Raw genomic sequence first — 25,328 nt, forward strand, 5'->3', positions numbered from 1 at the left:
ATCCTGATTAGGTTATTGGTTATATTTATTTAAAAAAATATAATTGAATGCTAAAACCCCAACCTCATGTTGGGGTTTTTTATATCAATAATCCTAATAACGATACGCAACTTACTTAGCAAAGATAGGCAAAAAAGATTAGAATAGTCGGTTTACTATGCTGTCAGTAGATTTTCAGCGATAAGTCATTATTTTTTCATTGGGCGTACTATGTCAGACAACACCAAAACAGCTTTATCCTCAAATACTGCATCTCCAAGCGATCAAACCACAGCCGCTATCGATACTGCTACCTTACTCATTAAATGCCGTGATCAAGCAGGTATCGTACAAGCGGTATCGGAGTTTATCCATCGTTATGGCGCCAACATCATCACGTTGGATCAGTACTCGACGGCTCATGAAGGCGGTCAGTACTTTATGCGTTTAGAGTTTGCATTGGCAGGGTTGGACGGTATTATCGATAACTTTGAAGCCAGCTTCGCACATACTGTCGCCAAGCGTCATAATATGGACTGGCGGTTACACAACAATGCAACCAAGACCAAAGTCGGTATTTTGGTTTCGAAGTTTGATCATGCTTTATTAGATTTGCTGTGGCGTCATCAGCGCGGATTGTTGGATTGCGAAATAACTTGTGTTGTCAGCAACCATCCAGACTTACAGCAAGCGGTAGAAAACTTTGGTATCGCTTTTCATCACGTACCAGTGTCTAAGGATAACAAAGCAGAAGCCGAAGAAAGTATTCATGAGTTGATGGCTGGCAATGACCTGTTGGTATTGGCGCGTTATATGCAGATATTGTCATCTGATTTCGTCAAACGTTGGCCGATGCGGGTGATCAATATTCATCACTCATTTTTGCCTGCATTTGTCGGCGCAGATCCTTATCGACAAGCCTACGATAAAGGTGTGAAGCTGATCGGTGCGACTGCGCACTATGTCACCGCTGAGCTTGATCAGGGGCCTATTATTGAGCAAGATGTGCATCGTGTGACGCACCGACAGGGCGTCACGGAGCTGCGTGCTATTGGTCGTGATATAGAGCGTAACGTATTGGCGCGCGCTGTGAATTGGCACGTACAAAACCGTGTGATCGTAGCGGGTAACAAAACAGTGGTTTTTAATTAGGGCGGGTTTTTATTAAAGGACCACCAGTATGTTAGCCTAATAATACTGGTTATATTAATACTGGTGGTTATATTTTTGAGCATGCTGCTGTGATTCAATAGTGTTTAGAGCAGCATTTCTAACACGAACTTGCTGCCGACAAAGCCAATTGCTAGTAGGATGAAGGCATAAATGGTGATGTTGGCAGCACGTTTGCCACGCCATCCTGCACGCCAGTTGCCGACCAGAAGTGCCCCGAATAATAGCCAAGACAATAGGCTAAACGCGGTCTTGTGTACTATGTGCTGCGTCATTAAGTCTTCTACATAGATAAAGCCGATGCCCAACGCGGCACTGAGTAAAACAAAACCAACCAAGAGCATATCGAACAGTAGGCTTTCCATGCTTTGTAGTGAAGGCAGTTTGTTGACCCAAAACCGATGAATGGTATGATGCTTGAGCTCGCGAATTTGTAGGCGCAAAAATATCGCCTGTAGTGCTGCCATTAGCAATACACAATAAGCCGCAAGTGACAGTAGTATATGGATTTCAAGCCCGATGCTGATATCGGAAATGGGCTGATAAGGCGCGCGCCCGACATGTCCGATGGTCATTCCGATGAATGCTGTAGGCGCTGCTAAGATGCCGAGGCTGATAATGGGACGATACAAGCTAAACAAGACGTAAAAAAACAAGAAAAACAAACTGATCAAGCTAATCACGTTAAATAAATTGAAGTTTAGACCGTAGAGCGTCACGACATAGGGATAGAGTAACGTGGCATGCGCGAGCATCCCAACCAGTAGCAACCCTAGGCTGACACTTTTGTAGATAGGTTTATCTTGAATCAGCGCCCAACCAATATAAATGCTGACTAGGAGATATGTCAGGCTAGCGAGTAAGAAAGCATAGTGCACAGATATAGCCTCATCTCGTACTGAGCGTAAACAGGTCGCTCAATTTATTACTGAAGTGGTATTATCGGAATGATTAGAATAATGATTCAATTTATCATAAAATGGTAGCCAATTGAGTACCATCTTACTTATTCATAATAAGTGTTTGGCTACGGCAATACGCGTCACATAGACACCAGAATGGGTTGTTGCATAGGGTTTTTGACTCACGCCAACTAAAAAAGTTAGGTCTGCTAAAAACGATTATTTGCAAAACGACTATAAATTTTCAGTCGCTGTGATGCTATAGTGTTGATAATACGCTATTTATTTTCATATCGTTTGTAGAGCATGACCCACAATACTTCATAATATATTTTTTATTGCTGATAAGGCATTGAGCCATTTGACCTGATATTTTAATGACAAATTATATGTTAACCAAGCCTTGTTAACTGCGAATTTTTTAACTGAGAGTTATTTATGTTTGATACCTTAACTGAACGCTTATCATCGAGCCTGCGTAATATCGTGGGTTCTGGACAATTGACCGAAGATAATATCAAAGATACGCTGCGTGAAGTGCGTATGGCGTTGTTAGAAGCTGATGTGGCGCTACCGGTCACTCGTGATTTTGTAAAGCGCGTAAAAGAGCAGGCGCTAGGCTCAGAGGTGCTCAAAGAGTTAGCACCAGGTCAGGCATTTGTAAAAATTGTCCACGACGAATTGACCGAAATGATGGGCAGTGCCAATCAACAGCTGGAGATGACAGGTAAGCCGCCAGTTGTTTATTTGCTTGCAGGGTTACAAGGTGCGGGTAAAACGACCACTGCTGGTAAATTGGCCAAATACTTACAAGAGCGCCAAAAGAAAAAAGTCATGTTGGTCTCGGCTGATGTTTACCGCCCTGCGGCGATTAAGCAGCTTGAGCAAGTCGCAGGTCAGGTGGATGCGAAATTCGTCAACTCGACCACGGATGAAAATCCGATTGATATCGCCCAGCGTGCTATCGAAGAAGCTAAAATTCAATACCAAGATATTTTGATCATAGATACCGCTGGTCGTCTGCATGTTGACGATACCATGATGGACGAGATCAAGGCGCTAACGGCGGCCGTCAATCCATCTGAAACGTTGTTTGTTGTCGATGCCATGACTGGTCAAGATGCGGCAAACACTGCAAAGGCCTTTAATGACGCCTTACCGTTGACTGGTGTTATCCTCACCAAAACCGATGGTGATGCGCGTGGCGGTGCAGCGCTTTCTGTGCGAGCTATCACAGGTAAGCCGATTAAGTTCTTGGGTCGTGGTGAAAAACTAGATGCATTAGAGTTGTTCCACCCTGAGCGTATTGCTCAGCGTATCCTTGGTATGGGTGACGTACTGAGTCTGGTAGAAGAAGTTGAACAAAAGATTGACCGTGATAAAGCCGAAAAAATGGCGCAGAAGATGCAAAAGGGTGGTGCTTTCGACCTTGAGGATCTATTGACCCAGTTTCAGCAAATGAAAAGCATGGGCGGCATGGCAGGATTTTTAGATAAGATGCCAGGCATGGGCGGCTCCGAAATGCAAAAAGCGGTCGAAGACTCTAAACCAGAAGAGAAAGTGCGCGAGATGGAAGCACTTATTAACTCGATGACGCCGTTTGAGCGTAAAAATCCAGATAAGATTAATCCAAGCCGCAAGCGCCGTATTGCAGCTGGTTCGGGTCGTGAGATACAAGACGTTAATCGTTTGCTCAAGCAGCACAAGCAGATGGCAAGGATGATGAAAATGATCTCAAAGCCTGAGGGTATTGGTAAGATGATGAAATCGATGCAAGGGCTCATGGGTGGCGGCAGCACGGGTGGCGGTGGTCCTTTATTTGGCGGTGGTCAGCAAGGCGGTGCTAAAGATGTGAACCCGCAGCAAATGGCTAAGCAGCTGGGACTAGATCCAAACAATATGCCAAGTACAGAAGAGATGCAGAAGAAAATGCAAGACATGCAAGGTCAAGCGCCCAAAAAGTTTAAAACACGTTTTTAAAACTCCAAGCACAGCATAGGATTTTTCTGCATTTAACCTTCATGTTTAACCTGAAGAAACGTCCTAGTTAAGGCCTCAAAACCAATACGGTTTTGGGGTTTTTATTTTATTCATCGTCTTTGCATGACTATGGATAGAGTATGGAATAAAGTACGAAAAACGTAGAAATGATAAAATTCATTTATTCTAAGTGCTATGATAGGCGCTGGTTTATTGAGGCCTGTTTTTATAACGACAAGCGTACAAGTCGAGGTTGTGATGTTTTTAGCAATGGATACCGTGTTTGACCAATGTTCGATCGCTATTTTGGACGGCAGTGGTCAGGTGCTGTCGAGTCAAACTGAGACCGGTAAGCGTCAACAAACGCAGCAAGTATTACCGATGATTGACGCTGCGCTGTCTGAGGCTCAGATCAGTTTTGCTGATATACAGGCTTTCGTTTTTAACCGTGGTCCTGGTGCCTTTAGCGGCATACGGATCAATACGGCAGTGGTACAAGCATTGTCTTTTGCGCATGATATTCCTTGCGTGGGTATCTCAAGCCTGCAAGCGATTGCCCAGTGTGCCCATCAGAAGTACGGTTTGACTGAAGTGTATAGTGCACTCGATGCTCGTATGCAGCAAGTATATTTCGGTCAATATGAATTAAAAAATGATGAGCAAGCAGGTCGTGCTGTTATGCAGCCAGTGCTGTCAAATGATAGCGACAGCACTGAGCAACTATTGGACTATGACAGCCAAACAGCACTTAACCTTGCTGTTGTTGGTAATGGAGCGCCGTTATTGGCATTAGATGGCCAGCAGGTCTGTCATGAGGATGTTCATCCGGATGCCGTCGTCATTGGTCTGCTGGGTATCGTCCAATTTAGCACTTCTGGTGGTACCGATGCTGCCAATGCGTTACCAAGGTATTTACGCAATCAGGCGTGGAAAACGCTAAAAGAGCAAGGTAAAGCTTAAAGGGTCTTTTGAGTCTAGTATGAACAATTTAAAAATCTAGTATCAGATCTGACATCATGTCTAACATCTCATGCACACAATCTATCATTAGCAACGATAATATAGGACAGGCAATAGCGCTGTTTTTAGGAAAGTAACTGTGGATATACTCTTATTAATCCAAGCCGTCATCATGGGTATCGTGGAGGGGGTCACTGAGTTTTTGCCCATCTCTAGCACTGGCTATTTGATTTTGTCAGCCGATGTGATGGATTTTTGGACCAAAGAAAAAGTTGATCTGTTTGTAGTGGTGGTTCAGCTTGGTGCTATTTTAGCCGTTATTTATGACTATTGTGGCAGGCTGTGGCAGGCGTTTATGGGCTTGCTGACTGGCAAAGCAGAAGGCATGAAAAACCCAAGACAGCTTGGTTTAAGCTTGATCGTCGCGACTATTCCAGTGATGCTGGTCGGTTTTACCTTTGCCGATGAAATCAAAACGTATTTGTTCAATCCTATCACTGTCGCTATCATGCTTATTATAGGTGGCTTGCTAATATTTTATGTTGAAAAGCGTCCTAAACCAGTTATCGCCTCAGAAGCTGAAGATGTCAGTCTAAAAACGGCGCTGATGATAGGTCTATTTCAGTGCTTGGCACTGATACCAGGGACTTCGCGCTCAGGCGCAACGATTATCGGTGCATTATGGCTTGGCATATCTCGTAAGGCTTCCGCTGAGTTTTCCTTCTTTTTAGGTATTCCTGTTATCGTTGGTGCAGCATTATTGGATTTGCTCCAGCACGGAGATGTGTTGAGCAGTAGTGAGGATTGGGCGGTGTTGGCAGTAGGCACGATTGTATCGTTCGTTGTGGCACTGCTGTGCATTCGCTGGTTGGTCGCATGGGTCAGTCGTCGGGACTTTACGATATTTGCATGGTTACGCATTATTACTGGGGTAGTGGTATTGTTGGCCTCTTGGATGTTTGGTTATCAAATGGCTGGCTAGACAGTGGTTTGTCGTGATTGGATTCAGGCTTTTGGCTTGAGTAGTAGTGAATCCTGAGCAGTAGTAAATAAAGGAAAGGCGATTATGAGTGGGTTGCAACAGGATTCTAGTAAGGCGACAGCCCTTTTGCATTGCCAGCTACTTTATGTGAGCGAAACGCAACAACCACAGATTGAGCGCCTGCAAGCTTTGATCGAGAAGCATCGATGTCCAATTGTTTTGAATCCAACGTTATTTACCGATAAGCTAAATCAAAAACGACGCCAACAATTAAGTGATATATCGACCCAGCCTATTTTAGTGTTAGATAATAAAGACAAGCTGTCATGGCTCAGTAATGGGCTAAGTATCGCACCAGAGTGGGACAAGTTGCAGCGCCGTGTGGTAAGCGCAGGACGTAAGTCTGAGCTATTATTACAAGCAGCCAAAATAACGTCGGATAGTCAAGTCGTAGATGCGACAGCAGGCTTTGGACATGATAGTTTGATACTAGCCAGTACCGGTGCGCAAGTCGTAATGCTAGAGCAGCAACCATTAATGGCATTGTTATTGTTGGCTGAACAGCAGCGTATGAGTCTACAACCAAATTGGCAAAAAATCATGAGCCGGTTGCATATTATTAATACAGATGCGCTCAGCTATTTTGCAGAACTAAAAGCTGAGTCGGTAACGTCAAATAACAAAATGATTGATGTGGTCTATTTGGATCCAATGTTTCCAGAAGACAGCTATCAGGACAGTAAAACGGGTAAAGGCGCTAAAGTGGGTAAGCTCATGCAGGCCTTGCACCAATTGGCTCGTCCACCGACACTGGACGAAGAGCAACAATTGCTACAAAGTGCGCAAACCATCGTCAGTCGAAATGATGACAGACAAGGCAGGGTGATCGTGAAGCGTCCACAGCTTGCACCGTTACTTGCCAATCTCCAACCAAATGAAAGTTGGCATAATGAAGCGGTGCGCTTTGATGGCTATTTCGTTTAATAGACGTTTGGTTTAATAGACGTTTTTCTTACTATGAATGGACTCAGTTAATTGGCTTGAGTGTTTAAAGATAATGGATGTAGGAGCAGGGAATGTCAGTGTTAATCATATGGATCATGGGAGCAGGGTTATTATTAATAAATATCATGCTGCGTACTCGGATTCTTCGGCTTGAAGCTTCGCTTAAAGAACTAAGAGGCTCACAAGAGTATTTGACTTATCTGCATCAGCAATCACAGGCAACGCAAAATAACAAAGTAGCTACCATCAAAGCACTGCGTAAAAAATACCCTGAGCTGTCACTGACTGAAGCCAATAAATTGTGGCAGCAGATCCAATAATCTCAGCTGAGCACATAAGTCGCATACATAACTTTTTATTGATAAAAATTAACATACCATGACATTTTCAGACAAACTACACGCCTATATGCAGCTGACACGCTTTGATAAGCCAGTGGGTATTGAGTTGTTACTATGGCCTACGCTGTGGGGTGTGGTACTGGCGGCAATGGGTCAGGCTCAGAAACAAGGGGCAGCGGCAGGACTGCCAGATATCAAAATATTTGTGGTATTTGCGCTGGGTGCGATTTTTATGCGTGCGGCAGGTTGTGCAATCAATGATTTTGCTGATCGCAAGGTAGATGGTCATGTGACAAGAACCAAAGGTCGTCCGCTTGCAGATGGACGACTGTCTGCTAAAGAAGCGGTCGCTACATTTGTGGTGTTGGTAATATTAAGCGCCAGCTTATTGTTGTTTTTACCTGTTACTGTATTTTACTGGTCTTTGGGTGCCGTTATATTGGCATTCATTTATCCTTTTATGAAGCGCTACACGCATTTGCCGCAAGTGTTTTTGGCAGCCGCATTTGGTTGGGCGATACCAATGGCCTATGTCGCTGTACAAGGCGCGCCAGATATCTGGTGTTGGTTATTGTTTATCGCGTATATGTGTTGGACAGTTGCTTATGACACCCAGTATGCAATGGCTGATCGTGAGGATGATTTGAAAATTGGCGTGAAATCAACAGCGATACTATTTGGTCGTTATGATGTGATCATTATTTCGCTGCTGCAAACGGTGTTTTTGCTGATTATGGGCGTGGTCATGTGGCATTACTTTGCGCCGACGACGTTGGGTGTGACACCTGTATTTGGTTTGGCGCTAGTGGCGATGATGTTTGCCAAGCAGAATAGCGCTTGTGCCAGCCGTAATGCCTTGGCATGTTTTCAGGCATTTTTAGCCAATATATGGGTAGGGCGCTACGTCTTTGCTCTCATCGTAATCGCGTGCATATGGACGACGTTTAATGGATAAGCTAAATAAGCTGTCGAAACGAAAAGCGAAAAAAACAGCTGCTGCCCAGTCATCTGCCGTTGATTATCAAGCAAAGCTTGCGGCGCATGGTTTGACCCGTGAGCAAGTCATCGCAACTGAGCGTAAATTGGCAAAATTTGCCAATACGATGGACTCGTTAGTGCGTGTGCCTTTCACCAAGCAAGGAATGGGAGCTGATGCAGCGCTGTCGACGATTCCAGTGGCAGGTGACTTAGCTGGGCTAGCGCTGACCAGCTATGCCTTTGTATTGGGTCGTCAATTGGGTGTGCCTGCGCAGAAGATGACACCAGCAGTCAGGCTGGCATTTGTCGATATGGTGGTCGGCGTTGTACCAGGTCTTGGCACAGTGCTCGATATTTTTATTCGTCCCAGCCGTCGAACTTTAGGCATCGTGCACGAACACCTACAGGATGAATACGGCATCACAGATACCATACATATGGATCGACCATTTTTGCATCAGTCATTAGAAGACAAGCAGCAGCAAAGTCGGTTTTGGCGCAATCCTGTGGTCGCTTGGTTGTATTTGCACATCCCTGATATATTAGGGCTAATGGTCATCGTTATCATTGGCTGGGGCTTATGGGCTATGATAAGTTGGTTGGTCAGTCTCTTTTAAGTCTCACTATTTAAATGAGGACACGCTCTAGTAGAAAAGACTGAGATAAAAGAGTATAAAAAAGCGACAAAGGGTATTAGCCTTTGTCGCTTTTTTATGACAAATCTATACGTGAGCGAGAGTTTACCTATTATTCAGTGACGACCTCTGCGTCAGCGCTAATAGCATCAAAGCTTGTGACGTTGTCGTTTTGAACAAGATCAATGGTGCCACCACCTGCATGACTCACGAGCTGAATACTGCCATCCTCGGAGCGATAAGTAGGGTTGTTACCTTGGCCTTCAGGTGCGCGTAAAGTCATTGTTGTTTTATTGGGTAGTGTGACGATTGCATTGAGTACGCCAGCTGCTGAGGTCTCAAAAATGACAGACAATGAGTCACCTGATGCGTTTTCATAACGTACATCGGTGATTTGCGCCCCTTGGATTGCTTGCTCAGGGTCTGGGGCCGCTGCTGCATTGTTTGAGCTGTTTAGATCTGCGGGACGGTCCGCTGCGCCTAGGTTGTCGTCAAGCTCAGATAGATTAATATCGTGTGCTGTGCTCTCGTTACTATTGCTGTCGGCATTATCGCTGATGTCATTATCGTTAATGCTATCTGTGGTATTAGTTTCAGAAGTAGCTGTTTCTGTTATTGTTTCAACTTCTGTATTGATATTATTGGCTGTGTCAGTTTCTGAGTCTTTTTGGCATGCCGTCAGTAGCAAAGCGCTGAATAAAATAGCAGGCACTATTTGATAGTAACGCTTATATTTTGCTGAGTTTCTTGCTGATTTGCAGGGAACAGCGTTCATAATAGTATTCATAACAGGCGCGTTATCCAATGGGCGTGTATTTGGTTCAGTAGACAGTCATCAATAATATATAACCAACCATACCACTAGTATGTATCTTATTTGTCAAATATATCATTAGCTACTGATGGTGATTACGATGGTGCGACTGCTGCCATAATCTCGATGCTCACATAAATAAATGCCTTGCCACGTGCCAAGACCGAGAGTGCCATTGATGAGCGGAATGGTTAAGCTCACGCCAAACAGCATGCTCTTGAAGTGCGCGGGCAAATCATCTGAGCCTTCGAATGTATGGCGGTATTCGGGTTGGTCGGCAGGTGCAATCTTATTCAGCCAGTCTTCAGTATCGAGTCTGACATCAGGATCTGCATTTTCGTTAATAGCTAGGCTGGCAGAGGTGTGTTGCAAAAACAGATGTATCAAACCTGCTTTGGATGAGCGAGGTATCAGTTTATGGATGGCATCTTCAACCATGGGAGTGATGATGTGAATACCACGCGCGTGAGCCGGTAGGGTAAGCGTGGTTTGCTGATAAGACATGGGAGACTCGCTTTAGCTTTAGACTGTTGGGTGCTAGATCACTGGTTGCTATGCCGATTTTTGTTATGTCGCTTTTTATGATACCGTTTTATGTTATCTCGTTTTCCTGTATGCCGATTTCTTGGTAGATACCTTCTAAACATTGGCGGTTGCCGCGTCGCTTGTCAACGATACTGCTTTAACTTTTAGGATTAAGTTCTTAGCAGTCTTAGTTTTAGCAGCAAGCAAGTATCCACTAATTCAGCATCAACTAAGCATCCAACAATAAAGGAAAGTGTGTCATAAGCAAGTTGATTGTCTAACGATAAAAAAACTATGGCGTAAGCGGTGTTTGCAACCGTTTTCGAGATGGTGAAAGTCGAGCCAGCATCGCTGCCGATAATGGTGCAAACGAGCCCAGCATCATATCTGCTAGTGCTTCAGCGCATATCGGTGCGAGCGCATAACCTTTGGCACCCATGGCACTTATTACCCACAGGCGTTTGCTATCAACTAGCGGTCCAACGATCGGATGATAGTCGGGTGTCTGCGTACGAATACCAGCTCTCCCTTGCCACTGTCTCGTATCTGCTGGAATGATAGACGCCATCTCAGGAATAGCGCTGACGAGCTTTTCACGGCTGACTTGATGCTCTTCATTGCGTAACTCTGTGTCTGTATCGTTGCGAATAAAGCTCGCCCCTAGCAAAAACTGAGGTTGGTGATTTAAAGCATGGATTGAGCCTATATGATCCGCTGCTTCTGTAAATAGCGTACAGTACCCGCCGTATTTAAGGGGGATCTTAGGTAAGTGTGCCAGCTGTGCTTCTGAAGGGGTAAACCAAGACAACTGACCGCGAATTTTACGACAATCAAAAATACGGCTATCCAACTGGTGACTCTCAAAAGCTGCGCAAATCACCACATTATCAGCTGTTATAGACAGTGATTTTGTGTGGTGAGAACTGCCTGTAATACAGACCTGACTGCCTGTTTCGCTGATATCATGAGCGTCCAATTGCTGGAAATGGATAAGTGGATGCGTCAGTATGATGTTTTTTAATGCTTGTGGATTGACCAAGCCAGACTGAGGTAAATATAAATTATCTGATAAATCCTGTGACTGTAAGCCACTAGTATTTTGGGCTTGCTCAAGCGGTAGCGTGGTTGCCATATCATCAGGATAGTCTGCGATTTGCTCTGTACCGATATTGGCCTTCATCAACAAATCGAGAGCACCAGTTGGCTCAAGCACTGGCGCTGTCTTTTGTTGCCTTGCCTTGTCATTGATCTTGCGATACAGCCTGCTACTAAAGAGATAGCCAATGGTGTGCAGGTGCTCGTCGACATGGTGAATGGGCGTCATCTTGGGTGCCAGTAGAGCACGAGGGTTACCCGATGCACCTGCCAGAGGCGCAGACTTATCCAATAAGGTAACTTTGATACCGCGATTGGCCAGTGCCCAAGCGGTTGAAAGCCCTGAGACACCAGCACCAATGATGGCTGTATGAATAGGCTTATCGCCAGTGATATCGGTATCATTGAACACTTTATTATCGAGAACTTTATTATTTAGAAATTCAAGACTGGCGGTATCTTTATTAGCATTGTCGTTGCTATTAGTATTGTTACTGGCGTTGCTACTTGTGCCATTACTTGCGCCGTTATTTTTCAACGTTTCTTCATTGTCTACAGCAGTCATTATTGCCGTTAGCATTTCACGCTTGCGACCAAAACCTTTTACTTTTTTAATTTGAAAGCCATGCGCTTTTAGTGCTCGTTTGACCACACCCGCACAGCTATAGGTCGCAGCGGTCGTGTTAGGACGTGATAAACGCTGCATGTGCGCAAAGATATTTTCAGCCCACAACGTGCTATTGCAAGAAGGGGCAAAACCATCTAAATACCAAGCATCGACGTGAGGGTTGGTTTTGAGAGCAGTGTCTGATGTCAACTTGGCGAAACTATTCGCAGCGTCACCGAACCACATATCTACCGTCAAATTATCATCAAAAAAGTTTAAGCGATGACTGCCTGCGATAAGTGGAGGATAGGCGGCGAGTAATTGTTCGATAAGGTCGGTAAGCTCAGGTGCTCGTCGTCCCCATAAGTTGAGTATCTGTGTGAGGTCTGCAAGCGGTATGGGAAATTTTTCAGTGGTGATGAAATGCAAGCGAGCAGTGGCTAAGTGTGGATGACGCTCACGTAGCTGGCGCCATAATTGCCAAGTCGCTAAAAGATTTAATCCTGTCCCAAGCCCTAACTCAGCCACTGTAAAACACTGCATTGGCTTCAGTTTTGCTAGGCGTTCTGGCAACTGATTGTGTGACAGAAACACATGGCGCGACTCTGCTAGTCCATCGGCATGAGAAAAATACACATCATCAAATTCACCTGACACAGGCACGCGATTGCCAGTATCGTCTATTTGCCAATCAATTTTGGCAGGCGTGATAGGCGAAGTACTTGCGTCTAATGCGTCAGCGTTTTGATTTGGCTTGGCAGTTGGCGCAGAATTTTTAGATGTAGGCGTGATCTTAGACATAGATAACTTAGGATTAAGCGATAAAAAGAATGCTACCAGCGCTCACGGCGGACGAACACCAACCACGAGATAAAAACGCCAACTAATAGACTGATTAACACCGTAAAAGAGCCGTATAGAAACAGCTGACCTTTACTCTCATAAACCAAAACGTTGACTTGGGTTTGTAAGTCATTGACTTGGCGCTGCAGTTGAGCATTACGGCTTAACAGCTCTTGGTTGGCATTGGACAACGCTTCATTTGACGGTTGCAGTTGTGCTGCCAAGGTATCGTCGATATCAAGGCTTGTATTAGAGTTGGAGGTTTGATTGGTGGATGCTAACGGAGTAGTGGGGTCAATGCTGTTGGCAGCAGTTGATGCCGCATGCCCAGACATAGCGGTAGTGACTAAAATTACACCGAAGATACCACGAATCATACCGGTAAGACCATCGCAGCAGCATTTTTTTGACAAAAATGAGTGCTGGTTCATGACTCTGCCTGCGGCAATACCTGAATAAATGGTCTGATATCTACGTGGCTGTATACGCCATCACGTAAATAGGGTTCATCATTTGCCCAGGCTTGTGCGGCTTCAATAGAGTCAAAGTCAGCAACGATTAGGCTGCCTGACATATCGTTTTTACCGTGCTCGATAGGGGTTGGGCCAGCGATGGCCAAACGGTTTTCACGATGTAATGCTTGTATGCGGTCGAGATGTTCAGCGCGAGTGATCTGACGTTGCGCGCTGCTATTAGCCACGTCATGACCAATAATAACAAATAAGGACATGAGAGCTCCTCAGCTAGTAAGCCGTTAAATAATGAAGGCTAATTAAAAAAATATCGAAAAAAATTTGGCATGTTCCCAGTCTGAACAATACTTCCTAAAAACCATGAATGCTATGTTTGCTGTGAGTTTTTATCGATGTGGCTTCTTATAGAAAGATGTTACTTCTTATCAATGTTATCTCTTATCAATGTTACTCTGCGGATTTATTCTTCAATGCTGGGTTTAGGTGTTTCTTCAATACTGCAAACTGGGCGATGACAAACACTAACATAATTGGAATCCAGCCGTAAGTTTTAAAGTTAACCCATGCTTCATCTGACATCATAAATGCTGTGATATAATGTAGTACGGCCATAAGGACAAAAAACAACGCCCAAGCGACGGTTAGTTTTTTCCAGCCGCTCATCGTGAGTGAAAAGACTTCTTTCATGGCCAGTTGCATCAATGGCTTATTAATCGCGGCACTTACAAGAAGTGTCAAGGCAAAGACGCCGTTGATGATTGGCGACTTCCAACGCAGATAGATATCATCACGTAATAGTAAAGTACCACCACAGAAAAGAATGGTCAGTATTAAAACGACCCACTGCTGTTTATCAAACTTGCCTTTTTGACGAATGAAGTGAATCGCGTAAACAACGACGGTAGCGATGAGCAATGCACCCGCTGCTGCTAAAATACCGCTCTGACGAGCCGTAACAAAGAAGGCGATTAAAGGAATAAAGTCTAATAAGGCTTTCATAGCAACTGAGGTGTCCAAAAAAAACGTATGGCGTAGTTTACACGTCTACTGCAGCAAAAAAAAGCAATCAACACGATAATCGTGTTATATCATCAGCTTGCTTGATGGTTTTATATATTTATTGCTCAAAAGTAAGTTTTGGCTCAAAAGTACGAACCAATTATCTAGGGCGTGTCTTCATTTTAAAAACGGTGATAAAAATGAGATAAATGGTAGTCAAACAAGGAAAATAGCGCAGATAGCATTATACAGTATCGAGATATTAGTCAGCTATTTGACGCCGTTTGGCAACATTTAGCCATTTTTAACCCATTTAGATGACTATCGATTGAATTGAAGACACGCCCTAGTGCTATGCTGCTTTTATCTATTCTTAATTTTGATACGCTCTAATGCAAACTCTTGCAAAACGCTAAGGTGTTTCTTATGAAATATGATTTACATTGTCACAGTACATGCTCTGATGGTACGTATGCACCAACTGAGGTCGTGCAGCGGGCACATGCTGCCGGCGTCAATGTATTGGCATTGACCGATCACGATACTTTGGCAGGCATCGATGAAGCACGCGTGGCCGCAACTGATTGTGATATGCAGCTGATAAATGGTGTCGAAATAAGCTGCGAGCATACCCTTAGTGGTGGCTATGGTAAAAACAAGTCAACCAATAAAATCATCCATGTATTGGGGCTTGATTTTACTGATCGAGAAAAAATGCACGCAACACTGCAGCAACTGCAAGACAGCCGTGCCACTCGTGGTCAAAAAATCACCGAAAAGCTCAGTGCGCTGCTGGATATCAATTACGATGAGTTATGGCAAGCGATACTTGATAAAGCGAGTGGCAATCCACAAGCGGTTGGGCGTGCTCATATCGGTCAAGTGCTGTTTGAGATGGGTACTGTTAAGACGGTGCAAAAGGCCTTTGATAAGTATTTGGCTGACAACAAACCTGCTTATGTAGCGATTGAGGCATTGACTATGCAACGTGGTATCGAACTGATCCATGCTTGTGGTGGTCAGGCCGTATTGGCACATCCGACACGCTATCAGCTATCAGCCACTCGTGTACGTAAACTGATTGAAGAGTTTGCCGAGCTTGGCGGTGATGGCTGTGAGTTACCAGCCACCAGTGAGCCGATTAGCACACGTAGAATGGTTGATCGCAGTATTGCTGCGAATGACCTTGTTATCTCTATTGGTAGTGACTTCCATGGTAGTAATATGCCGTGGCGACGGTTGGGTGATGTGCCAGATCTGAACGCTGACCAACAAGGCGTCTGGCAGTCTTTTTCCGCGTCTGTATAGGAGATATGTCATATAGCCACTCGCTTGATGACAGTGTTAAGCGAGACGTAGAGTTATAAATCTACAAAAAGTATTGAAACATAGGAAAAATGTTGCCACACTGAATATATGGTAAGTAGAATGTATGCCGTAGATGACTGTTTTTTGAATAAATCTGAATTTATCCGGTTCATGTGAACGGGCTCATATTAACGGGTTCATATAAGTTACTTACGACAATCTGCTGTTGATTCTCTTGCCAGTGCCATTGCTATAATAACAGTGCTGTAATAACAATGTTTTAATACTTTATGTGGTAGCCCAGCTATGTCTGTATCGCTTTCTCATTTAGGCTATAAACGACTCTCAAAAGCAATTTTTGAGTGGCAGGCTGCGGATAGGGCAGCGCTGTTGGCTGTTTTTATTATTATGGAAGTATTGTCACACTGGCTTTGGTGCTTGTTTGTTTGGTGGCAACAAGATGCATTGAGAGCTTACGTAAATATTCCACTTTTATATCCGCTTTGGTTCGGCATCACCGTGATGGGCGTGTTTTTTTGGGTGATCGCTCGACACCTGTCTCACCCGACTAAAAAAAATAATGCTCTAAACACTTGGCAGCTGCTTTTGGTGGTGACTTACACTTTTTATATTGCAACTGTCATCGTCATGATGGGTTATAGCAGCGTATTTGCTGGTGTCACATTGGTCGGTGGTGCGATGTTAGGAATGATGCTGATTAAGCGAAGTTATGCTTGGCGGCTGTTCCTACTGCAAATTTTATTGATGTTATTGGCGATCGTAGCACCTTATTTTGGTATTCAGTTACCTAACTTGCGCGATTTGACAGCCATATATCCTGCTTTTGACCTTCACAACTACTTAACCTATAACGAGTCAATGGCCCTTGAAAACACCATTGCCGCCACAGTTTTTTCAGATGCTGCCTTAGGGTGGGATAGCGTTAGCAATTTGCAGCTGTCGACGATTTTTTGGCGAGCAACTCATGTGCTTTTAGCACTGCCCAAAGCGATATTCATCGTCTATATGTTTCGCATTTTATTGTTGATATTGGACGACAGCAAAACAGAGATATTGAAGCATGCCAATCAAGATGAACTCACCCAGCTGAAAAACCGTCGATCTAGCTTGGTACAGATGAAAAAAACATTGCTGAAAGCACCAGACGGACAAGACTTTAGTGTGATTTTGCTAGATTTGGATTGGTTCAAAAGCGTTAATGACAATTATGGTCACGAAGCAGGCGATCAAGTGTTGTCTGAGGTGGCGCAGACACTTTTGCCGCTGCTGACCGAAGAGTCTATCGTCAGTCGTTATGGCGGGGAAGAGTTTTTGATTGTATTGCCAGACACAAATCATGAGCAGGCGATGACGGTCGCTGAACAGTTGCGGCGAAGCATTGCTGATCACGTCATTCATATCGATAGTGATAAAAGCTGTCAGGTAACTGCCAGTTTGGGGCTATATACCTTAACGAACGAAGAGCGTACTGTCATAAAACGAGAATACGAAAACGTCACTCAGAAAGAAAATCAGTCACAGCCTAGACCAGCCAACGCAGCGAGGTTCTATCGCAGTAGACGAGGAGGCAAGCAAGTTTTGACAGCACAACTGCCCAGTGATATCTGTCAGCGCTTGATATGCATAGCTGATAAGGCTCTGTATGAAGCCAAAAATCGTGGTCGAGATCAAGTGATCAGTGCCAACCGAATACTAGAGTCAGAGGACAGGAGTATCACCGTAAGTTTTGGCACTTAAGGCTATTAAATTTTGATATAACTGACGCTAACCAAGCTGTAATTCTTGTACCAAACTTGCAAGCACACTAGTGGCAAAGCTACCGGTGGGCAACGTGAAGCTTAATACCAATGTCTTTTCATCTTCCCATTTCCAAGACAGTTTTTCTATCAGTAATCGTAGCGTTCGTCGTTGTGCTTTGATGTCACGCTGCTCTAGACCCACTGCGAGCTGTGTTAATAGCGGACTACCTTGTACGACATCGTTTTCCATCGTTGCCGCCACGCCGCTAACCTTGTCATTACCTGTGCCCCACAACACGGCCGTCGGATGGATGTCACCGCTGGCAAGTCTAGTAAGCAAGGTGTCATCTATCGTTTCACTGGCAAAGATGGACCCTGAGCCATCTAGGTTAAATACCTCACCCGTCAGACACCGATTCCAGCTACCCTCACGTACTCTAGCAGCCAGTATCTCATTAAATATTAGGCTACGTGCAGCAGATAGCTCCATGGTATGTTGCTCACGTGGGGCACGCTTGCGCTTACTTTTTTTTGGTCGAGGTCGGTTTTCTGGTATTGGACGAGCAAACAGTCTCAAGGCTTCTTTGATGTTGTTACCATGATAACCAAAACGTTGTGGACCAAAATAATTGGGCACGCCGTTGTGACTGATATTGATTAAGTGCTGGTCAATATCCCGCCTTATTTTTGTGAGTTGCTCATGGTTTGATATCGTCGTGTCCGTGGAGGCAAACTGAATGTCACGCAAGGTAATGATGAATTGATTGGCTCGGTGTGTACCGCGATTGAGTTTTTTATTATGCCAATGCTGCTCGAGGATAGTGATGGTTTCTTCTGCGCCGATATCTGTTGGCGAAAACTCAGATTCTGGCATTATCTTCTTTGGTATGCGTAAGCTAAACCATTGGGTCGTCAGTGCATGACGGTCTTTAAGCCCTGAATAGCCGACATCTCGCAATGGTATCTCAGCCCATTCCGAGAGCAATTTCGCCAGATACGCCGTGTTCATCTTTGATTTTTCAATGTGCACCCATAAGTGCTCGCCTTCATTAGTGAAGTCCAATGGCAATACTTCGTGGACGATGAAGTCCGTTGTCTTGGTTTTATAAGTCGCTTTTTGTAAAAGCGGCGGCGTTGGTTGTGGTAACCGCTCGGTATCGGTTGCAGCTTCGATGTCGATGTCATCATCAGTATCAATGTCAGAAGTATCGAGTGACTGTTGTTCAAATACAGGTTGAGATATCGTGCTATTTGCTATTGTGTTTGACGTTGACAGGTCATTTGGGCTATTTGGATTTTGAGAAGTCATAAACGGGTCTTTTTTGGTGATAAGTGTTTGGCAAAAGAATAAGAAATCGGTGTCAGTTATCAGTATCATATAAAAATAAACAGCGCGGTATTATTTTTAGACTGTTTAGTTGTCGACAGCCAATTCAGCTTAGCAATGATTCAGCACTACTGGAATAAATTTTTGGCAGTATTGATCTGCGTAGGTATATTGAACAGTAGTTACATTGAATAAACGAGTAAAGAGAAATTATAGTATGAATACAGCATATATGAAAAAGGATTCGGTATTTTTGCGTCAGGCCGATGTGAGTGATATTGACGCACTTGAGCAGCTATTAAACTGCTGTTACCGAGAGGCAACAGGTTGGACCAATGAGGCAGATCTAGTCGGTGGCATTCGTACGACAGCAAACGAGCTAGCCGCTGTTGTCAATAACCCTAGTCACTATCTGTTTGTATATCCAAAAACCACCACAGGGAGACGGGATGGAAAAGAGACAGGTAAGTTGCTTGGCTGTATCGGGGTCGATATGAAAATCGATGCCGACTTGAATCGAAGCGCTTATATCGGCATGTTTGCGGTAGATCCTGTGCTACAAGGACAAGGTATCGGTAATGAAATATTGCGAGCAGCGGAGACCTTTGCCTGTCGCCATTTGCAAAATGCACAAGACGCAGATGAGCAAAACGCTCGACTCACCATGTCTATTTTGAGCCATCGACCTGAGCTATTGGCTTATTACGAGCGCCGAGGCTATCAACTAAATGGTAATAGCATGCCGTTTCCAAAGGATGGTAATAATGGTGAACCGAAACGTCAGGATTTAGCGCTGTTAGAACTAGAGAAAATCGTTAGTAATTAAAGGTGACACTGATTTAATATAAATGACCTCACGCCAATAACCAGCTAGCCCCAAAAATGCCCAAAAGTCATAAACAAACCCACACTGAGCAGTATGAACGCCACGATAATCAAGCGCTTAAACCAGTTGAACCCAGCCAAGCGCGTGGCATTGTCATCAGACACGAGGTAAGCAAACAAAAACAACAAGCTTGCTGCCAACGTCATAATGCCCAAACCAATCGGTAATATAAAAAGGTATACCTGCCACACAGTTATCTCACAACGATTTTTGATAACCGCATGATAGCAGTATCGGGATTGTGATGTCAGTAATAGCGATGTTTTAAATTATTTGGAAATACTAAGGGATGCCTCAATTCAATCGACAGGGGGTTGCTAGGGGATTGCATACATTAGAAACGGATGCTAAAAAAGCATCCGTTTCTACGAATTGATGGGTAGTTTCTAAGATATGGTAGTACAACCATTCTAAAAGCGTTAGCGCATGGTCACAAACTCTTCAGAACCCGTTGGATGGATGGCAACGGTGTTATCGAAATCTGCTTTGGTTGCGCCCATCTTTATCGCTACGGCAAACCCTTGAATCATCTCGTCTGTACCAAAGCCGATGCCATGCAGGCCGATGACTTTTTCTTCTTCGCCCAAGCATACAAGCTTCATCGTGCATTTCTGACGATGTTGAGTCACAGCGCTATACATAGACGTAAAGCTTGAGGTGTAGCATTTGATGTTTTCTTTGCCATATTGCTCAACCGCATCAATTTCAGACAGACCAATCGTGCCGATAGCAGGGTGAGTAAAGATGACAGTCGGTATCAGCTCGTAGTTTAGGTGTTCATTGGGCTTGTTGTTAAATAAACGTTCAGATAAGCGTCGACCTGCCGCGATAGCGACGGGTGTCAAATCAACACTGCCCTCTATAATATCGCCGACTGCATAAATACCGTCGACATTGGTATTTTGGAATTTATCGACTTTAATTTTTCCCGCATGATTGGTTTCCACGCCGGTTACTTGTAGGCTGATATTTTCGGTGGAGGGCGCACGACCAATTGCCCAAATCAAGCAATCCACTGTCTCAAGGCTGCCGTCTTTGGTACATAAAGTTAAGCTGTCATCCTCATTTTTTTGAACTTCAGTTAGGGCGGTGTCGGTGTGCAGTTGAATGCCATCCTGCTCCATTTCTATGAGCAATGACTCTACGATGGTGTGGTCAAACGTACGAAGTGGTGAATGTCTGCGAACATATAAATGCACTTCAGCGCCCAAGCTGTTTAGCACGCCAGCGATTTCAACAGCGATATAACCTGCTCCTACTATCGCCACACGCTTTGGCAAATGGTTTAACGCAAAGAAGCCATCAGAGTCAATGCCGTACTCTGCACCTTTGATGTTTGGTGTGATAGGGTGACCACCCGTGGCGATTAAAATATGGTCGGCACTGATGTGTTCACCATTTACTTCTACCGTATTGGTATCGACAAACTTGGCAAAGCCTTTGATGACTTCAACGCCGTTTTTTGCCAAGTTGTTGTCGTATGAGCGGTGGATGTTTTCGATGTACTGTTGACGGCTTTGTACCAGTTTTTGGAAGTCAAAACTTTTAAAATCAACATCAAAGCCGTAATCTGGTGCATATTTGTGAATGGCTTCGGCCACTTGTGCGCCATACCACATTACTTTTTTCGGGACGCAGCCCAAATTTACGCAAGTACCGCCTAATTGATTGGCTTCGATAATGGCGCATTTTTTGCCATAGCTAGCTGCTCGGTTGATTGAGGCAATACCACCACTGCCGCCACCGATGGCGATATAATCATAATGTTTTGTCATTTTCTTCTCTCTTTATTGTGTCGTCATTGGAATGGATAGAGCATCAACTATCATGAAATAGTTGATTGGTTAAAAAATTAGCTGTTATGGTCGATACGTAATGAAACGGATACAGTATCTAATAGTACGAAACTGGTAACACGAAACTGGAGTAAATTTTTCTGGCTTGCTGTGCCTTTTGTATGTTGGGCTGACTATAGCTAATACTGTCTGCTACCTAAACAATAGCACGGCGTCTATAAAATAACAGTCCAGGAATAGACAATCCTAGCACCAAACCCGATGTTACAAACAAAGCTTCAAATAAATAGCCCATCATTTGATTGAATAGCTCCTCTGAAAAACCAAAATAACCAATCTGCACCATACTGACCATCGCTTTATAAGCGGCGATACCCGGCATCATACAAATGACACTTGGCGAGATAAGCGCTTTGGGTGGGAGCGTGTGTTTTTTAGAAAAATAAACCCCTAAAAAACTGGCAAGCATCGCCCCAAAAAAGCTCGCAATCACTAAGTTTACTTGATAGTAGACGAGGGCAGTTTTGAGCCCAAATCCAAAACCAGTCATGAGCAAACATGGCAAAATATACCGTCTGGGCACGGCAAACATGAGTGTCCAACCGAGGGTGATGATACAAGAGAGCACGACTGTTTTAACAAACCACATATCAGAATCCCCAGTGCTGTATTCGAAGTAATACAAGCGCCATCACGATGCCAACGCAGGCGGACAGGGTCAACATATAGGTGAAAACAGCACGCCCAACCCCGATATTGACATAACCTTTTAGGATGTCTGATAACGAGTTAATCAAAGGAAAGCTGGGCACCAAGAGCAGCACACTAGAGGCAACGGCAATATCAGCATTGCTACCGACATCGAAGTAATAGGTCGTCGCTCCGATTAAAGAAGCGATAAAAGCCGTCACAATCACGGTGATAAAAGGATTGAAATGATGCTTGGCTAAATAGATACGGGTGAACATCGCCACCATACCCGCGATGAAGGTCACAGCGGTAATTGCCCAACTGCCACCATTTAGGTAGGCGAAAGCAGCGCATGAGGCACCGACAAACAGGCCTACCATCCACGTTGGGTAGACTGTCTTGTCTAACTCATCAAAGGCAAGGGTGGTGTGGTCAATTAGTTCGTCATTGGTGGCGGCCGATTCAGTTTTATTGACGATTTGTTGGATTTGCACCAACACATTTACATGTATGCTTTGATTGATTGTATCTCTAGTGGTGGTGATACAGCGTTCACTACAGATGGTTGTCAAAGTCAGGGCGTTAAAATTGAGTGAGCATTCTACGCTGTTCATTCCCAGCGCAAGACCCAAGCGTTTCGATAGGTCAACGACCACGGCAGACTCAGCGCCATATTGCATAAGAAGTAAGCCGCAGCGCACGCATAGTCGAGTGGTGTGTTGCTGCTGTACGTAGCTGATAGAAGTCATGGGTTAGACACGCAGGTTAGTTGGTATTGATACGCTATTATAAAGGGTATAGATGCTGACGCGTAGGCATTATCAGATATTATATTGGATACTGCTATAAAGTATAAAATTATTTCGCACACAGAGATAACGTATGAGCATGTAGACAGCGAGCATAGAAGGACGTTTTATGTCGCTAGGCCTTGTTACAGAACGCTCTTTGAGCAGCAATTTTGCATTACCAAATGATAGTTCGTTAATTTAATGGACTTTTGTTTTATACAGTGGTAATCTCTTTCAAGAATTTAGACACATTACTTACATATTGATTACATTTCCAGTTTGTCACCTTTATTTAGCTGTCTAACTTAACTGTACTTTTCAACTTGGACGTATGATGACAACTTTTAATAAAATGAAAAATGCTCTATTGCTAACCACTATTACTACCTTGGTGGGCTGTACTACGGTAGCCGATATAGCAGGGTATGATACTGCTAGCTTAAATAGCGATGCGGCAAAAAGCTACTCTCAAGTGGTTTCTCAAGCCAGTAGTCAAGGCGCAGTAGACAATACTTCTTCGACCGCCATTCGAGTCAAAAAAGTATTTAACCGTATCAAGCCTTATGCGGTTCAGGCCAATACAACAGGTGTGCCTTTTGATTGGCAAATTACGGTTATCAAGTCACCGGAACTAAATGCTTGGGCAATGCCTGGTGGCAAAATGGCATTTTACACAGGTATCGTAGAGACACTAAAGTTAACTGATTCAGAAATCGCTGCCATTATGGGGCACGAAATGACCCATGCATTGTCTGAGCATAGTAAAAAAGACGTAGGACAAAAGGTTTTAACTGGTTTAGCGATGCAGTTAGGTGGTGCGCAACTACAGGCAAAAACAGGGTTAAGTAATGATTCGCTAGGTTTAATTAGTGACTTAGGTATTGATAAGCCGTTTTCTCGCAGTCAAGAGTCAGAAGCTGATGCGGGTGGTTTACGTTTGATGGCGCAAGCAGGCTATAATCCAGAATCTGCAGTTACAGTATGGGAAAAAATGGAAGCCGAAAATGGTCGTAGCAGCACTTTAGCCACGTTGACATCTACGCATCCAAACTCTGGTCAGCGTATCGCTAAGATTGAAGCCTTATTGCCTGAAATTATGCCAATCTATCAGGCGGCTATTAAATAAAGTATTTAGCAGTAAGTAGTTCGTTAGATAGCATTAAAAAAAGCAAGTCGCAAGACTTGCTTTTTTTTGTAGGTAAATATCGGAAAGTGGTTTGTTTGGTTTTAAGCTTACGTTTTGATGTTGGGTGTTCTATATCTAGCAAGCATATGAGCTGACCTACGCTTGCTAGTTAAAACGTCTATTGAACTCAGATTCATCCATCAATAGGAGGATTACGACTTCGAACATAGATATTATCGCTGGTATAAATGTCCAACAGAACAATAAATATAAAATGCCCCAAAAAACTTGATCTAAATAGAATTTATGTACACCAAGCCCTCCCAAAAGAAAAGCTAGCAATGCTGCCGTACCTTTGCTTTTTTTATTGCTATTTACCTGTACGACAGTAGTAGGGGTGGTAGTTGGTAAAGGAGGCGGGACAGCATTAAACGGTGCAGATTTTGCAATAGGAAAGCCGCAATTAGTACAAGATATACTTTGGTTACTAATTGACTCAGTGCATTCAGGACATTTTATCAAAAACGTCATTTTAGAAGTTGGAAGTCCACAATTGGTACAAGAGACGCTTTGGTCGCTAATTTTATGTGTGCATTCAGGACAATTGATTAAAGCCATACTTTCCTCTATTTAAAACTAATCACATATAAAATTAAAGATATCTTGATCTGTCCAGTCTGGTGTTGGCGTGTACCAATCCCCTAAATCTGCTGATACTAGTGCTTCAGGGTTATCTGATGAGGTTTTTCTCATTTTATTTCCTGCACAGTCAATTTCCATCTCTCCATAAGAGTCACTTGTATTCCCTCTGCGTATATACTTAACATTTTCAATACCATAAGATGCAGAGTGTGAAATGAGGAAATAGCGTCCATCTTCACCTGAACCAGAAAGCAACATTGGTATCTGTGTTAATGAATAGTCAAACGCTGATTCTTGGGTCTGTGGCAATTCTTCAACTTGTGATGACTGTTCTTCACTGTATCGCTTTGCTCTTTCTGTATAATTATTATAACCATTTATAAGCGAATAGCTGATAACAACTATAATGATGAGCAGAAAAATAGTGACACCAGAACAGCCGCTATTCTTTTTTCTTTGACGACTATTTACTAGTGAATTACTATTACGATTTACTTGTTGTAAAGGAGGTGGCGTAGATCTAGGGGTAGGAAAACCGCAGCTAGGGCAAGCAGTACTTTGGTCACTAATACTCTTAGAGCATTCAGGACAGTTGATTAGAGCCATGTTTTTTCTTCTGGACTTTTATGTACAATATCCCGAGCATATTTTTACAAGGGTAAGTGCTACAAAGTTGGTTAAATTATTGGTAAGTAAAATAAGAATTATAACTTA

Annotated in this window: 26 protein-coding genes; 12 read left to right on the plus strand and 14 right to left on the minus strand. The window is 43.8% G+C overall.

What is annotated here, in order from left to right:
- Window positions 1-210: 210 nt before the first annotated feature.
- Window positions 211-1,131 carry a formyltetrahydrofolate deformylase gene (gene purU, locus L0J61_RS00965; protein ID WP_301464446.1) on the plus strand — a complete coding sequence of 307 codons (921 nt, stop codon included), beginning with the start codon at window positions 211-213 and terminating at the stop codon, window positions 1,129-1,131.
- A 104-nt stretch (window positions 1,132-1,235) separates the two neighbouring features.
- Here the strand turns inward: purU and ccsA are convergent, their stop codons facing one another.
- On the minus strand, window positions 1,236-2,027 hold the full coding sequence (gene ccsA, locus L0J61_RS00970; protein WP_301464447.1) for an inner membrane protein YpjD: 792 nt from the start codon (window positions 2,025-2,027) through the stop codon (window positions 1,236-1,238).
- Window positions 2,028-2,489: 462 nt separating this feature from the next.
- On the opposite strand from ccsA, the gene ffh reads away from it, so the two are divergent.
- The 7 genes from ffh (at window position 2,490) to L0J61_RS01005 (ending at window position 8,914) form a co-directional block, all read left to right on the plus strand.
- Entirely contained in the window at window positions 2,490-4,031 is a 1,542-nt protein-coding gene (gene ffh, locus L0J61_RS00975) for a signal recognition particle protein (RefSeq protein WP_301464448.1), read from the plus strand.
- Between the two features lie 258 nt (window positions 4,032-4,289).
- Window positions 4,290-4,991, plus strand: a complete 702-nt coding sequence (gene tsaB / locus L0J61_RS00980; protein ID WP_301464469.1) for a tRNA (adenosine(37)-N6)-threonylcarbamoyltransferase complex dimerization subunit type 1 TsaB — start codon at window positions 4,290-4,292, stop codon at window positions 4,989-4,991.
- A 139-nt stretch (window positions 4,992-5,130) separates the two neighbouring features.
- Window positions 5,131-5,973, plus strand: coding sequence for an undecaprenyl-diphosphate phosphatase (locus L0J61_RS00985; protein ID WP_301464449.1), 843 nt, complete (start codon window positions 5,131-5,133; stop codon window positions 5,971-5,973).
- Between the two features lie 84 nt (window positions 5,974-6,057).
- On the plus strand, window positions 6,058-6,957 hold the full coding sequence (locus L0J61_RS00990) for a class I SAM-dependent methyltransferase (RefSeq protein ID WP_301464450.1): 900 nt from the start codon (window positions 6,058-6,060) through the stop codon (window positions 6,955-6,957).
- A gap of 92 nt (window positions 6,958-7,049) precedes the next feature.
- Window positions 7,050-7,298, plus strand: a complete 249-nt coding sequence (locus tag L0J61_RS00995; RefSeq protein WP_301464451.1) for a hypothetical protein — start codon at window positions 7,050-7,052, stop codon at window positions 7,296-7,298.
- 58 nt (window positions 7,299-7,356) lie between these two features.
- A complete protein-coding gene (gene ubiA, locus L0J61_RS01000; RefSeq protein WP_301464452.1) occupies window positions 7,357-8,274 on the plus strand; it encodes a 4-hydroxybenzoate octaprenyltransferase in 918 nt (305 codons plus the stop codon).
- Window positions 8,267-8,914, plus strand: a complete 648-nt coding sequence (locus L0J61_RS01005) for a DUF4112 domain-containing protein (protein WP_301464453.1) — start codon at window positions 8,267-8,269, stop codon at window positions 8,912-8,914. The genes ubiA and L0J61_RS01005 overlap by 8 nt, the downstream gene beginning before the upstream one ends.
- A gap of 130 nt (window positions 8,915-9,044) precedes the next feature.
- Here L0J61_RS01005 and L0J61_RS01010 read toward each other — a convergent pair whose 3' ends face one another.
- The 6 genes from L0J61_RS01010 to ispZ form a co-directional block, all read right to left on the minus strand.
- Complete coding sequence (locus L0J61_RS01010; RefSeq protein WP_301464454.1) at window positions 9,045-9,719, minus strand: hypothetical protein; 675 nt, start codon at window positions 9,717-9,719, stop codon at window positions 9,045-9,047.
- A 105-nt stretch (window positions 9,720-9,824) separates the two neighbouring features.
- Window positions 9,825-10,250: a secondary thiamine-phosphate synthase enzyme YjbQ gene (locus L0J61_RS01015; RefSeq protein ID WP_301464455.1), complete on the minus strand. Its 426-nt coding sequence runs from the start codon at window positions 10,248-10,250 to the stop codon at window positions 9,825-9,827.
- A 313-nt stretch (window positions 10,251-10,563) separates the two neighbouring features.
- Window positions 10,564-12,774 (minus strand): tRNA (5-methylaminomethyl-2-thiouridine)(34)-methyltransferase MnmD, encoded by a 2,211-nt coding sequence (mnmD, locus tag L0J61_RS01020; RefSeq protein WP_301464456.1) that lies wholly within the window; start codon window positions 12,772-12,774, stop codon window positions 10,564-10,566.
- 32 nt (window positions 12,775-12,806) lie between these two features.
- The gene (locus L0J61_RS01025; protein ID WP_301464457.1) at window positions 12,807-13,247 is read right to left on the minus strand and encodes a hypothetical protein; all 441 of its coding nucleotides are present in this window, start codon (window positions 13,245-13,247) and stop codon (window positions 12,807-12,809) included.
- Window positions 13,244-13,546, minus strand: a complete 303-nt coding sequence (locus L0J61_RS01030) for a YciI family protein (protein WP_301464458.1) — start codon at window positions 13,544-13,546, stop codon at window positions 13,244-13,246. The genes L0J61_RS01025 and L0J61_RS01030 overlap by 4 nt, the downstream gene beginning before the upstream one ends.
- A gap of 190 nt (window positions 13,547-13,736) precedes the next feature.
- Window positions 13,737-14,288: a septation protein IspZ gene (ispZ, locus tag L0J61_RS01035; protein WP_301464459.1), complete on the minus strand. Its 552-nt coding sequence runs from the start codon at window positions 14,286-14,288 to the stop codon at window positions 13,737-13,739.
- 426 nt (window positions 14,289-14,714) lie between these two features.
- On the opposite strand from ispZ, the gene L0J61_RS01040 reads away from it, so the two are divergent.
- Window positions 14,715-15,596 carry a PHP domain-containing protein gene (locus tag L0J61_RS01040; RefSeq protein ID WP_301464460.1) on the plus strand — a complete coding sequence of 294 codons (882 nt, stop codon included), beginning with the start codon at window positions 14,715-14,717 and terminating at the stop codon, window positions 15,594-15,596.
- A gap of 306 nt (window positions 15,597-15,902) precedes the next feature.
- Entirely contained in the window at window positions 15,903-17,354 is a 1,452-nt protein-coding gene (locus L0J61_RS01045) for a diguanylate cyclase (protein WP_301464461.1), read from the plus strand.
- Window positions 17,355-17,381: 27 nt separating this feature from the next.
- On the opposite strand, the gene truD is transcribed toward L0J61_RS01045, so the two are convergent.
- Window positions 17,382-18,665 (minus strand): tRNA pseudouridine(13) synthase TruD, encoded by a 1,284-nt coding sequence (gene truD, locus L0J61_RS01050; protein ID WP_301464462.1) that lies wholly within the window; start codon window positions 18,663-18,665, stop codon window positions 17,382-17,384.
- 235 nt (window positions 18,666-18,900) lie between these two features.
- Between truD and L0J61_RS01055 the strand changes: the two genes are divergently transcribed.
- On the plus strand, window positions 18,901-19,509 hold the full coding sequence (locus tag L0J61_RS01055; RefSeq protein WP_301464463.1) for a GNAT family N-acetyltransferase: 609 nt from the start codon (window positions 18,901-18,903) through the stop codon (window positions 19,507-19,509).
- A 44-nt stretch (window positions 19,510-19,553) separates the two neighbouring features.
- On the opposite strand, the gene L0J61_RS01060 is transcribed toward L0J61_RS01055, so the two are convergent.
- The 4 genes from L0J61_RS01060 to L0J61_RS01075 all read right to left on the minus strand — a co-directional run bounded on the left by L0J61_RS01060 (window position 19,554) and on the right by L0J61_RS01075 (window position 22,804).
- Window positions 19,554-19,760, minus strand: a complete 207-nt coding sequence (locus tag L0J61_RS01060; RefSeq protein WP_301464464.1) for a hypothetical protein — start codon at window positions 19,758-19,760, stop codon at window positions 19,554-19,556.
- A 228-nt stretch (window positions 19,761-19,988) separates the two neighbouring features.
- A complete protein-coding gene (gene gorA / locus L0J61_RS01065; protein WP_301464465.1) occupies window positions 19,989-21,344 on the minus strand; it encodes a glutathione-disulfide reductase in 1,356 nt (451 codons plus the stop codon).
- 217 nt (window positions 21,345-21,561) lie between these two features.
- The gene (locus tag L0J61_RS01070) at window positions 21,562-22,014 is read right to left on the minus strand and encodes a threonine/serine exporter family protein (RefSeq protein WP_301464466.1); all 453 of its coding nucleotides are present in this window, start codon (window positions 22,012-22,014) and stop codon (window positions 21,562-21,564) included.
- A gap of 1 nt (window position 22,015) precedes the next feature.
- Complete coding sequence (locus tag L0J61_RS01075) at window positions 22,016-22,804, minus strand: threonine/serine exporter ThrE family protein (protein WP_301464467.1); 789 nt, start codon at window positions 22,802-22,804, stop codon at window positions 22,016-22,018.
- Window positions 22,805-23,198: 394 nt separating this feature from the next.
- On the opposite strand from L0J61_RS01075, the gene L0J61_RS01080 reads away from it, so the two are divergent.
- Window positions 23,199-23,972, plus strand: coding sequence for a M48 family metallopeptidase (locus tag L0J61_RS01080; RefSeq protein ID WP_301464470.1), 774 nt, complete (start codon window positions 23,199-23,201; stop codon window positions 23,970-23,972).
- Between the two features lie 165 nt (window positions 23,973-24,137).
- On the opposite strand, the gene L0J61_RS01085 is transcribed toward L0J61_RS01080, so the two are convergent.
- Both L0J61_RS01085 and L0J61_RS01090 read right to left on the minus strand, forming a co-directional pair.
- Entirely contained in the window at window positions 24,138-24,590 is a 453-nt protein-coding gene (locus tag L0J61_RS01085) for an NINE protein (protein ID WP_367651938.1), read from the minus strand.
- A gap of 18 nt (window positions 24,591-24,608) precedes the next feature.
- On the minus strand, window positions 24,609-25,220 hold the full coding sequence (locus L0J61_RS01090; protein WP_301464468.1) for a hypothetical protein: 612 nt from the start codon (window positions 25,218-25,220) through the stop codon (window positions 24,609-24,611).
- Between the last annotated feature and the right edge of the window lie 108 nt (window positions 25,221-25,328).

The organism is Psychrobacter sp., from assembly GCF_030457785.1.
In the GTDB taxonomy this organism is placed as follows: Bacteria; Pseudomonadota; Gammaproteobacteria; order Pseudomonadales; family Moraxellaceae; genus Psychrobacter.

What these genes read in the sequence shown, in the direction of transcription:
- purU (WP_301464446.1), top strand. Translation starts at nt 211, where the DNA reads ATGTCAGACAACACCAAAACAGCTTTATCCTCAAATACTGCATCTCCA.
- ffh (WP_301464448.1), top strand. Translation starts at nt 2,490, where the DNA reads ATGTTTGATACCTTAACTGAACGCTTATCATCGAGCCTGCGTAATATC.
- tsaB (WP_301464469.1), top strand. Translation starts at nt 4,290, where the DNA reads ATGTTTTTAGCAATGGATACCGTGTTTGACCAATGTTCGATCGCTATT.
- L0J61_RS00990 (WP_301464450.1), top strand. Translation starts at nt 6,058, where the DNA reads ATGAGTGGGTTGCAACAGGATTCTAGTAAGGCGACAGCCCTTTTGCAT.
- L0J61_RS00995 (WP_301464451.1), top strand. Translation starts at nt 7,050, where the DNA reads ATGTCAGTGTTAATCATATGGATCATGGGAGCAGGGTTATTATTAATA.
- ubiA (WP_301464452.1), top strand. Translation starts at nt 7,357, where the DNA reads ATGACATTTTCAGACAAACTACACGCCTATATGCAGCTGACACGCTTT.
- L0J61_RS01005 (WP_301464453.1), top strand. Translation starts at nt 8,267, where the DNA reads ATGGATAAGCTAAATAAGCTGTCGAAACGAAAAGCGAAAAAAACAGCT.
- L0J61_RS01010 (WP_301464454.1), bottom strand. Translation starts at nt 9,719, where the DNA reads ATGAATACTATTATGAACGCTGTTCCCTGCAAATCAGCAAGAAACTCA.
- L0J61_RS01015 (WP_301464455.1), bottom strand. Translation starts at nt 10,250, where the DNA reads ATGTCTTATCAGCAAACCACGCTTACCCTACCGGCTCACGCGCGTGGT.
- mnmD (WP_301464456.1), bottom strand. Translation starts at nt 12,774, where the DNA reads ATGTCTAAGATCACGCCTACATCTAAAAATTCTGCGCCAACTGCCAAG.
- L0J61_RS01025 (WP_301464457.1), bottom strand. Translation starts at nt 13,247, where the DNA reads ATGAACCAGCACTCATTTTTGTCAAAAAAATGCTGCTGCGATGGTCTT.
- L0J61_RS01030 (WP_301464458.1), bottom strand. Translation starts at nt 13,546, where the DNA reads ATGTCCTTATTTGTTATTATTGGTCATGACGTGGCTAATAGCAGCGCG.
- ispZ (WP_301464459.1), bottom strand. Translation starts at nt 14,288, where the DNA reads ATGAAAGCCTTATTAGACTTTATTCCTTTAATCGCCTTCTTTGTTACG.
- L0J61_RS01040 (WP_301464460.1), top strand. Translation starts at nt 14,715, where the DNA reads ATGAAATATGATTTACATTGTCACAGTACATGCTCTGATGGTACGTAT.
- L0J61_RS01045 (WP_301464461.1), top strand. Translation starts at nt 15,903, where the DNA reads ATGTCTGTATCGCTTTCTCATTTAGGCTATAAACGACTCTCAAAAGCA.
- truD (WP_301464462.1), bottom strand. Translation starts at nt 18,665, where the DNA reads ATGACTTCTCAAAATCCAAATAGCCCAAATGACCTGTCAACGTCAAAC.
- L0J61_RS01055 (WP_301464463.1), top strand. Translation starts at nt 18,901, where the DNA reads ATGAATACAGCATATATGAAAAAGGATTCGGTATTTTTGCGTCAGGCC.
- gorA (WP_301464465.1), bottom strand. Translation starts at nt 21,344, where the DNA reads ATGACAAAACATTATGATTATATCGCCATCGGTGGCGGCAGTGGTGGT.
- L0J61_RS01070 (WP_301464466.1), bottom strand. Translation starts at nt 22,014, where the DNA reads ATGTGGTTTGTTAAAACAGTCGTGCTCTCTTGTATCATCACCCTCGGT.
- L0J61_RS01075 (WP_301464467.1), bottom strand. Translation starts at nt 22,804, where the DNA reads ATGACTTCTATCAGCTACGTACAGCAGCAACACACCACTCGACTATGC.
- L0J61_RS01080 (WP_301464470.1), top strand. Translation starts at nt 23,199, where the DNA reads ATGAAAAATGCTCTATTGCTAACCACTATTACTACCTTGGTGGGCTGT.
- L0J61_RS01085 (WP_367651938.1), bottom strand. Translation starts at nt 24,590, where the DNA reads ATGGCTTTAATCAATTGTCCTGAATGCACACATAAAATTAGCGACCAA.
- L0J61_RS01090 (WP_301464468.1), bottom strand. Translation starts at nt 25,220, where the DNA reads ATGGCTCTAATCAACTGTCCTGAATGCTCTAAGAGTATTAGTGACCAA.